Annotated in this window: 11 protein-coding genes and 1 rRNA gene; 4 read left to right on the top strand and 8 right to left on the bottom strand. The window is 57.2% G+C overall.

Annotated features, from left to right (window positions below; all coding sequences use genetic code 11):
• Positions 1–50 precede the first annotated feature (50 nt).
• A 5S ribosomal RNA gene (rrf, locus tag WKS99_RS12585) occupies positions 51–166 on the top strand.
• A 37-nt stretch (positions 167–203) separates the two neighbouring features.
• On the opposite strand, the gene WKS99_RS12580 is transcribed toward rrf, so the two are convergent.
• From WKS99_RS12580 to WKS99_RS12570, 3 genes are read right to left on the bottom strand one after another with little or no spacing between them, the layout of a single operon-like run.
• Positions 204–743, bottom strand: a complete 540-nt coding sequence (locus WKS99_RS12580) for a GNAT family N-acetyltransferase (protein WP_340406320.1) — start codon at positions 741–743, stop codon at positions 204–206.
• A 31-nt stretch (positions 744–774) separates the two neighbouring features.
• A complete protein-coding gene (locus WKS99_RS12575; RefSeq protein ID WP_340406318.1) occupies positions 775–1,983 on the bottom strand; it encodes a substrate-binding domain-containing protein in 1,209 nt (402 codons plus the stop codon).
• A 26-nt stretch (positions 1,984–2,009) separates the two neighbouring features.
• Positions 2,010–2,627 carry a DUF1643 domain-containing protein gene (locus WKS99_RS12570; RefSeq protein ID WP_340406316.1) on the bottom strand — a complete coding sequence of 206 codons (618 nt, stop codon included), beginning with the start codon at positions 2,625–2,627 and terminating at the stop codon, positions 2,010–2,012.
• A gap of 173 nt (positions 2,628–2,800) precedes the next feature.
• Between WKS99_RS12570 and WKS99_RS12565 the strand changes: the two genes are divergently transcribed.
• On the top strand, positions 2,801–3,424 hold the full coding sequence (locus WKS99_RS12565) for a flavin reductase (RefSeq protein WP_147573050.1): 624 nt from the start codon (positions 2,801–2,803) through the stop codon (positions 3,422–3,424).
• Between the two features lie 41 nt (positions 3,425–3,465).
• On the opposite strand, the gene WKS99_RS12560 is transcribed toward WKS99_RS12565, so the two are convergent.
• Positions 3,466–4,341 carry a DMT family transporter gene (locus WKS99_RS12560; RefSeq protein ID WP_186851769.1) on the bottom strand — a complete coding sequence of 292 codons (876 nt, stop codon included), beginning with the start codon at positions 4,339–4,341 and terminating at the stop codon, positions 3,466–3,468.
• A 71-nt stretch (positions 4,342–4,412) separates the two neighbouring features.
• Here WKS99_RS12560 and sfsA point away from each other — a divergent pair, with 71 nt between their 5' ends.
• Positions 4,413–5,129, top strand: a complete 717-nt coding sequence (gene sfsA, locus WKS99_RS12555) for a DNA/RNA nuclease SfsA (RefSeq protein WP_262669117.1) — start codon at positions 4,413–4,415, stop codon at positions 5,127–5,129.
• A gap of 80 nt (positions 5,130–5,209) precedes the next feature.
• On the opposite strand, the gene recR is transcribed toward sfsA, so the two are convergent.
• The 4 genes from recR to ilvA all read right to left on the bottom strand — a co-directional run bounded on the left by recR (position 5,210) and on the right by ilvA (position 8,134).
• A complete protein-coding gene (gene recR / locus WKS99_RS12550) occupies positions 5,210–5,812 on the bottom strand; it encodes a recombination mediator RecR (RefSeq protein WP_147573054.1) in 603 nt (200 codons plus the stop codon).
• Between the two features lie 33 nt (positions 5,813–5,845).
• Positions 5,846–6,001: a hypothetical protein gene (locus tag WKS99_RS12545; RefSeq protein ID WP_240288542.1), complete on the bottom strand. Its 156-nt coding sequence runs from the start codon at positions 5,999–6,001 to the stop codon at positions 5,846–5,848.
• A gap of 13 nt (positions 6,002–6,014) precedes the next feature.
• The gene (gene rpe, locus WKS99_RS12540) at positions 6,015–6,659 is read right to left on the bottom strand and encodes a ribulose-phosphate 3-epimerase (protein ID WP_186851772.1); all 645 of its coding nucleotides are present in this window, start codon (positions 6,657–6,659) and stop codon (positions 6,015–6,017) included.
• A 254-nt stretch (positions 6,660–6,913) separates the two neighbouring features.
• Complete coding sequence (gene ilvA, locus WKS99_RS12535) at positions 6,914–8,134, bottom strand: threonine ammonia-lyase (RefSeq protein ID WP_147573057.1); 1,221 nt, start codon at positions 8,132–8,134, stop codon at positions 6,914–6,916.
• A 197-nt stretch (positions 8,135–8,331) separates the two neighbouring features.
• Here ilvA and WKS99_RS12530 point away from each other — a divergent pair, with 197 nt between their 5' ends.
• Positions 8,332–9,036, top strand: coding sequence for a 5-bromo-4-chloroindolyl phosphate hydrolysis family protein (locus WKS99_RS12530; RefSeq protein ID WP_262669115.1), 705 nt, complete (start codon positions 8,332–8,334; stop codon positions 9,034–9,036).
• Positions 9,037–9,040 lie beyond the last annotated feature (4 nt).

Genomic DNA, 9,040 nt, shown 5'->3' with positions numbered 1-9,040 from the left:
AGTTTTCTCTACAATTTGATATGGTTTTAGTCACTTCGGTGATTAAAATAGTAGGTGCTGATTAGGGCGAGGGTCCACCCGTTCCCATTCCGAACACGGAAGTTAAGCTCGCTTCTGCCGAAAATACTTGTCTGGAGACGGACCGGGAAGATAGGTAGTGCCTACACAAAGCAGGACAGTTAAATAACTGTCCTGCTTTTTTATTATAGTATTTTGCGGTATCTCAAGTCGGTAAGGACAGTTTCAGGCGAGAGGCTGACCTTAATACCGTATCCATCCCAAGTGAAATCGTGTTTTTCATAAAACCGCCGGGCTCTGCTGTTTTCCTGGAGCACATAGAGAAAGCATCCGGGATATCCTTCCCGTTTTAGGCGTGCGAGGATCTCCCTCAGGAGCAGAGAGCCATATCCAGAGCGCCAGTGCGCTGGGTAGACATAGAGAGAAACCAGCTCTCCCCACTGGGCCAGACTGGGTAAGCCTTTGGGCTGAAGCTCCGTCCGCACAGGGCCATATACTCCACAGCACAGGGGATGCTCACCATCGTACAAGATGAGCCCTTGAAGTTTTCCAGTACCGCAGTTATCATGAAAGAAGGGCACCCAGCGGTCATCCAGGATCTCACGGTCCAAGTAGTCTTTGGGAATAAGGCCGTGATAGGCTGCCCTCCAGCCCAATGCGTGAAGGAGAGACATGTCTTTGAAATGTGTTTCCGTATGGGCTTCTAAAAAACGCAGTTGCGTCATAGCGGCTCCTCCCTTGTATGGTCTTAATTTGTTAACGAATTGATACGTATCCGCTGTCTTCCACGATCTGCTGGCCCTGTTCAGAGAGAATCCAATCCAGGAAGGCATTCAGCTTTGGATTACTCTCCCTAGGATCTGGAGCTCCAATTGGAGCGGCAGTGATGGCAAAAAAGGAGTCGGAGATAGGGTAGCTGCCGTCCCGGATAGACTCCTTAGTTGGGGATACGCCATCCAGGGCCAGCAGACGTATTTGATCGTTGGCCGCCATTTCCGAGGCGTAGAAGCGGAAGGAAAAGCCAATAGAGTTTTTATAGTTCCGATAGCTGGCCACCTGCTGGATAATACCGCCCATGCCGCCCACCCGGTCCTCTTTCTCCGGCTCTATCAGGGGAAGACCATCCATCAGGCGGAGGAGGGCTGACTGGCTGCCGCTGTTTTCCAGCCGCTGGAAGGGGCGGATGGGCTGATTCTTCCCGCCTACCTGATTCCAGTTGGTGATCTGGCCGGTGTAAATACCCTGTATCTGCTCAACCGTCAGTCCCTCCACGGGATTCCTGCTGTTGACAAAAAAGACGAAGGCTTCCCGGCCAATGGGGGTCAGGTGGAGCTCTTTTGCGGCCCGCCTGGCCATCTCCAGCTGCTCCTGGGAGGGGGCGGCGGCGAAGATCAGGTCAGTGCGGCCAGTGATGAGCCGCTCGTAGGCGTTCACAGTGCCGCTGCAGGTGACAGAGCCATAGCCTTCCGAGGTATTGTTGTCGTACAGGGGATATTCCCCCTGGGGATAGACCGCTTGCACAAAGCCGGCATAAACCGGATACAGGGCGGTGGCGCCATCCAGGCGCAGAAGGTCTTCCCGGTGAAAGCGCAGGGTGGACTGCTCCTCCAGGTTGACAGCTTTGGTGCCCTCTGAAAAGGGCTCGTACTGCCAGAGAAGCAGGTCACGGTCATCCACCGTGGGGACGCTGCTCCGCCAAAGGCCGAAGGCGCAGTAAGCGCCGCAGCCGATGGTAACAGCCGCCAGACACAGTGCAACCCCCTTTCTCCACCGCCGGGGAAGGAGAATGGCAAGTACCGCGCCTGCCAGAAGGCTGGGCAGGAGGACCCAGGACGCCCTCTGGATATAAGGGGGAGCCATGAAGGAGACATAGATAAGGAGAGTCACTAAGAGGAATCCAAGAAAAAGGCCGATGAATATAGCTGCGAATACCCGGCGGATCACTGCTTTCCAGTTGACCTTCATAAGCTGTTTCTCCTTTCTGTTCCAGATCAGATATGGGTTAGATAGGAATCGACATCAAACTCCTCCAGGACACTGTCTTTTCGCAGGTACAGGGGATGGTGGGGGTGTCCCTTTTTTGAGCGTTTTCCGGCAGACCACCAAGAGGCGTGATAGTTGTGGCCCAGCTGGACCATATCCCGGACGCAGAGAGGCAGATAGTCCCGTTTTTCAATGATCGTCCCCCAGGCCGCCCATACAGAGGGTGAGCCGGACCGGTCCAGGGACAGGGCGTATGCGAAGGCCCTCATATTTTCATGATGGAGGGTGTGATTGCAGGTTTGCTCCATGTGATCTGGGTCTGTGGCCCGCTGGGCATATACGTTAAACATGAGGAAACTGTCATATCCGTTGTGGAGGGCCACACGCTCTACCGATTTCAGGGTGTTGTCCAGGGCATCCGGAGCTGCCGTGGAGGGATTGACACCTACACAGATCAGGGGGCGATCCCCTCTGGTTCCAAGGATGTATCGGTACTCAGAATAAAAATTGGGCACATAGAGCCAGCGGGAGGAGTCATAGTCGGGATTGGGCTCTTGAGCCTCCTCTAAGGCCTGGTCGAAGGAGATGAGCTCCAGCTGGGTGGTCTGGCAGGCAGGTATATGCATGGGGTATCCTCCTTTTTCTCTCTATTTTTATTATAACAGAGAGGCAAATAGAGGACAAGGGAAGAAAAAGTCTCCCAGTCCCTGCAAATATTTTCCTTGACAACGGGATAAAATGTTGCTATGATAGAAATATAAATAGGAATAATTCTTATTAAAAGTAAGGAGGAACTCATATGAACCGCAAAGCATTCAGCCGCATCAACTATGGCCTGTTTATCGTAGGCGCCGAGTTGGACGGCAAGCCTCAGGGCTGTATCGTCAACTCTCTGCACCAGGTCACATCCTCTATGCCCTTCAAGTTTTCCCTGACAGTAAACAAGAGTAACGAGACCTTCAAAGCCATCGAGGCGAAGGGGAGCTTTGCCGCCACGGTACTGGCCAAGGATACCCCAAAGGATCTGGTCAATCTGTTTGGCTATAAGTCCGGCCGGGTAGTGAACAAGTTCGATGGCTTCGACGTAGAGCGGGATGGGGCAGGAAATCCCTATGTGAAGGATCACGCTCTAGCCCGGTTTAGCTGTAAGGTAGTGGAGAAGCTGGATCTGGGCACCTATATGCTCTATATCGCTGAAACGACGGAGGCCGAGGTGCTGGGCGAGGGGCCTGCCCTGACCGTGGACGACTTCAAGAACGACGGGGGCTCTACTCCGCCCACCGCCACTGTGGTCCGAACCCTGGAGGGCAACGAGGGCTGGAGATGCACCATCTGCGGCTATGTGGCGGAGAAGGAAACTCTGCCCGACGGCTATCAGTGCCCTATCTGCCGGGCCAACAAAGACAAATTTGTAAAACTGTAAAAGGATAAAAAGGAGCTGTCCCAGGCGGACAGCTCCTTTTATTATTCATTTGTGGTTCGATTCAGTAGAAGAATGGCCAGGAAGATGGCCCCCATGCCCAGCAGTTTATAGAAGGTGACTGACTCATGGAACAGGCAGATCCCCAACAGGGCGGCCACAAAGGGCTCTACAGTGGCAAGGATGGCGGCTTTCCCCGCCTCGGTGTACCGGAGCCCCTCAGTGTACAGCAGGTAGGGCAGGATACAGCACAGCACCCCGATGCCCAACCCGCCCAGAATAGCCCGCCAGTCCGCCAGCGCCTCCAGATGGCGGGGAAGACCAGACAGGGGCAGAGAGGCCAGGGCGGCAAAGAGAAAGGTGTAGAAAGTGACCGTAGAGGAGGCGTATTGCCTAAGGGCCAGCTTGCCAAAAATTGAATACAGAGCGTAACCAAATCCGGCTCCTAATCCATATAGTATCGTCAGATAGGACACAGACTGCTGGCCCAGCGGGAGCAGCCCGGTGACCAGGACGCAGCCTGCAAAGGTCAACGCCAGGGCGGCCACCTTGTGGGACGTGATTCTCTCTCGAAAAAAGAGGGCGGACAGAAGGGTGACGAAGACGGGGGAGGTATACAGCAGCACCGCCGCCACGGACATGGAGCTGGTGGAGATGGCGGAGAAGTAGCACCAGTTGAAAAAGACCAGGGAGCAGACACCGGAGCCAAAGAAGTAGTACCAGTGCCGGGGCTGGATTTTCAGCGCTTTACGGTCCGTAGCGGCTAGAAAGAGGCCGTAGAGCAGAGCGGCTACCGCACTGCGGAGAGCCACTCCATCCATAGAGGAGAGACCGGCGGCGGTGAGCAGCTTCAAAAAGACGCCGATACAGCCCCAGAGGGCAGCGGCGGCGATAATGTTCCAGACAGCTTTTTTCTCCATGGGACTTGCCTCGATTCCTATCATTGGCTATACTAGGGACATATTACCAGAACTCCGGGGGAAAAGACAAGATGAAATATCCCAATATCCGCGCCGGTACTTTTCTAGCCCGGCCCAACCGCTTTGTTGCGCAGGTAGAGGTGGAGGGGAACCTCCAGGTCTGCCATGTGAAAAATACCGGCCGGTGCCGGGAGCTGCTAGTCCCTGGATGCCGGGTCTATCTGGTGGACAGTCACAATCCGGTCCGTAAGACCCGCTTTGACCTGGTAGCGGTAGAGAAGGAGGGGCCGGCAGGCCCTCTCCTGATCAATATGGACTCCCAGGCGCCCAACAGAGTATTTGGGGAGTGGGCGGCCGCCGGAGGGCTGGGGTTTGTCCCCACACTGCTTCGACCAGAGATGACATATGGGAATTCTAGAATCGATTATTACTGGGAGTTTTTGAATGGGGGAGAAAAGACCTCCGATTCTACCCGTGGGTTTGTGGAGGTGAAGGGGGTCACCTTAGAGGAGGACCGGATCGCCCGGTTCCCGGACGCCCCCACCCTGCGGGGCGTGAAGCATTTGGAGGCGCTGGTGGCGGCCCGACAGGCGGGATATGGGGCTGCCGTCTGCTTTGTGGTCCAGATGGAGGGGATGCGCTGGATGGAGCCCAACGATGCCACTCACCCCGACTTTGGGGAGGCTCTGCGCCGGGCGGCCCGGGCGGGGGTGGAGGTGATAGCGCTGGAATGTGGAGTGACTCCGGATACCCTTCGGATCCTGCGGCCTATTCCGGTAAAGCTGTAAAAAACAGGCTGTGGAGTGTCCTCTCCACAGCTTTTTGTATGCTCATTTGAAACAATGGGGGACGTGAGGTGAGGGAGGATTCAGATTTCCCGCCGACCCTCCAAGGCCCGCATTAAAGTCGCGTCGTCCGCATACTCCAGATGGCTGCCCACAGGGATGCCATAGGCCAGCCGGGTCACCTTTACCTGGAACGGCTTGAGCAGACGGGATAGATACATAGCGGTGGCCTCTCCTTCTGTGTCGGGGTTGGTGGCCATGATGACCTCAGCTACACCGCCGGCGGCTACCCGCTCCACCAGGGAGCGGATATGCAGGTCGTCAGGGCCCACCCGGTTCATGGGAGATATGACCCCGTGGAGCACATGATAGACGCCGCCGTACTCCCGGCTGCGCTCCATGGCCACCACGTCCTTGGGATCGGCTACCACGCAAACGGTGGACCGGTCCCGCTTCTGGCTGGCACAGATGGCGCAGGGGCCCTCCCCCTCGGTGAGATTCTGGCATACGGGGCAGCAGTGGATCACCTTTTTGGCCTCCAGGATGGCCTGGGCGAAGGCGGACGCCTCCTCTTCAGGCAGGGACAGGACATGGAAGGCCAGCCGCTGGGCCGACTTTAGACCAATGCCGGGCAGCTTGGCGAAGTGTTCTACCAGATTTTCAAGGGCGGGGGGAAAATACTGCATGACGGAGACCTCCAGGAGAGATAGGGAGCGGGATTAAATTTCTTTTTCAAAGGTGATGACCAGCCGGTAAGCCATAGCGGTTTCCCAGAAGGTGACGGCCTTGACAGTCCAGCCCTCCCGAGCCATTTCATTCATCTGGGCTTCAGCGTCCTCTGGGGTCTTAGCGGTACGGACAGCGTAGGATTTCATAAAAGGGCTCCTCTCATACCCGCAGGGCGGCGATGGCGGCGGGGATATCCTCCTTGCCGTAGACGGCGGAGCCGGCTACCAGTACGTTGGCGCCCGCCTCCACTACCAGAGGAGCGGTCTTGGGGGCAATGCCGCCGTCCACCTCTAACTCACAGGTGGGATGATACTTCTCGATGATGGCCCGGACCTGGCGGATGGTCTCCAACTGGGACTCCATAAAGGACTGGCCGCCGAAGCCGGGCTCCACAGTCATGACCAGCACCATATCCAACTCTTCAATATAGGGCAGGATGGCGTTGGCAGAGGTGATGGGCCGCAGGGCCACCGCCTTTTTTACCCCACATTCGCCCATGACCTTCAGGGCCTGGGCGATTTGGGTGGGGTGGTCGGCCTCCAAATGGACGGACAACAGGTCGGCTCCGGCCTTGGCGAAGTCCTCGATGTACCGCACCGGCTTGTCGATCATCAGATGGACGTCCAAAAACATGTCTGTACACTGGCGGATGGACTTTACTACCGGGATGCCAATGGTAAGGTTGGGGACAAAGCAGCCGTCCATCACATCCACATGGAGATAGTCCGCGGACGACACTTTTTTGATGTCCCGCTCCAGATTGACAAAATCGGCGGACAGAATAGAGGGAGCGATCTTTACCATGGTTGATGACCTCACTTTCAAACTTCGACGGAGAGACGGGATAGGAGCGGCTGGCGCGATGGGGCAGTTTGTGGCCCGGGCGCATAGGATACAGGGCGGAGAAGGGAGGCCTATGGCTCTCCCGGGTGCCCCGGGGGAGGCGGATCGCTCCAGGCCGATCCCACGGCCAAAACCGTCCGGTTCAGCCCGCTGGCCCGCCGCTTTTCAGATAGCCGCCCGCCGGAGGCCCGCCTCCGGCGGGCGGCAGAGAAGACTCAGGTATAGAAGTCGCCGGTATCCACCTCAGACACCTGATAGCCGGCCTGCCGCAGAGCATCCAGGATCTGGGCCTTGTGGTCGTGCCCGAAGGCCTCCAGGGTGACACGCAGCTCCACACCGGACTGGCGGTTGATGTTGACGAACTGGTTGTGCTCCAGCTTAATGATATTGCCGTTGTTTTGGGACAGTACACCGGCCACCCGCATCAGCTCGCCGGGGCGGTCGGGAAGCTGGACGGCAAAGGTGAAGATACGGCCCCGGCAGATGAGCCCGTGCTGGACTAGAGAGGCCATGGTGATGACATCCATGTTGCCCCCGGACAGGACGGACACTACATTTTTCTCCTTGCAGTCCAGGTGGCGCAGAGCGGCGACGGTGAGCAGCCCCGCGTTCTCCACCACCATCTTGTGCCGCTCCATCACATCCAAAAAGGCCTCCACCAGCTCGCCGTCGTCGATGGTGAGGATGCGGTCCACATTTTGCTGGATATAGGGGAACACCTTGTCCCCCGGAGTTTTGACGGCCACGCCGTCCGCAATGGTGGTAGCGGAGGGGAGGGTGACGATGTGACCAGCCTCCAGACTGGCCTTCATGGAGGCGGCCCCAGTGGGCTCAACCCCCACGACCTCAACCTGGGGGTTGAGCAGCTTGGCTAGCGTGGCCACGCCGGCGGCCAGCCCTCCGCCGCCGATGGGGACCAGGATCACGTCCACGTCGGGCAGGTCCTGGAAGATCTCATAGGCGATGGTGCCCTGACCAGTGGCCAGTGTCAGATCGTTGAAGGGATGGACATAGGTTAATCCCTGCTCCTCTGCCATCCGGGCGGCCAGCTCGGCTGCGTCGTCAAATACCTCGCCATGGAGGATGACCTGGGCGCCGTAGTCCTTGGTGTTGTTTACCTTTACCAGAGGAGTAGTGGTGGGCATGACGATAGTGGCGGCCACGCCGGCCGCCTGGGCGGCGTAGGCCACGCCCTGAGCATGGTTGCCGGCGGAGGCGGTGACAAGACCACGGGCCTTCTCCTCATCCGTCAGAGTGCTGATCTTAAAATAGGCCCCCCGAAGCTTGTAGGCCCCGGTGACCTGCATATTTTCCGGCTTGAGATAGACGTAGTTGCCGCAGGTTTTGGACAAGTAGGGGGAGTAAATCAGAGGGGTGGGCCGAAGAACACCCTGGAGTGTGCTCCGGGCGTTTTTAAACTGTTCCAGGGTAAGCATAGGAGGTTCTCCTTTTTATCAAATCAATTCTTTAAAATCATACTCAATCTTGGGGGAGAAGTCAATGAGATAGGGCAAAAAAGGAGGGCGATTTTGGGAGAAAGTGCCCTTCGCCTTGACACTGCTCCACTCCCGGTTGTACAATAAGACTATCTATATCCGAGTTTTGCTGCCCCGCCGGGGCGATGGAGGAAATTATGGCCAAGCATATCAAACCCTCGGTACTGCCCATTTATCTGGTGGGCGTGGTCTGGCTGGGCTATGCCCTGCTGTTTCCGCTGAAGTCGGCGGCTTCCTATGGGATCTGCGCGGTCCTCTCTCTGGTCGCCTTTATCGCTGGGAAGGCCGTCTTTCCCGACAAGGCTTTTGAGCTGGCCGGTGAGAAAGAGGACAGGCCCAAGGAGGAGCCTAAAAAGGAGAAGACCACCGGCGACCCGGCTATTGACGCGCTCATCCGGGAGAGGGACAGGGCGCTGTCAGAGATGCGCCGCCTTAACGACGCCATTGTGGACGAAAAGATATCCGCTCAGATCGACCATTTGGAGGATGTCACCGGAAAGATCATCGACCAGGTGGTGTCGCAGCCCAAAAAACTGTCCCAGATCCGCCGATTTATGGACTACTACCTGCCCACGACACTGAAGATCCTGAACGCTTATGATCGGATGGACTCCACCGGCATCGCTGGGGACAATATCAGCACCACCAAAGCCAAGGTGGAGCGCATGATGGACACCATTACCCAGGCCTTTGACAAGCAGCTGGACGCCCTGTTCGGTGAGGAGGCCCTGGACATCTCCACCGATATCACTGTGATGGAGAACCTGCTGGCCCAGGAGGGGCTGGGGGGAATGACTATGGGGGGCTCATCCAAGGAGGACGGTCCCAAGCTGGAGCTGTGAGGAG

It is taken from the genome of Flintibacter sp. HCN-6482, assembly GCF_037892565.1.
GTDB classification, from domain to species: Bacteria; Bacillota; Clostridia; order Oscillospirales; family Oscillospiraceae; genus Lawsonibacter; species Lawsonibacter aceti.
This window is presented reverse-complemented; position numbering and strand designations above follow the sequence as displayed.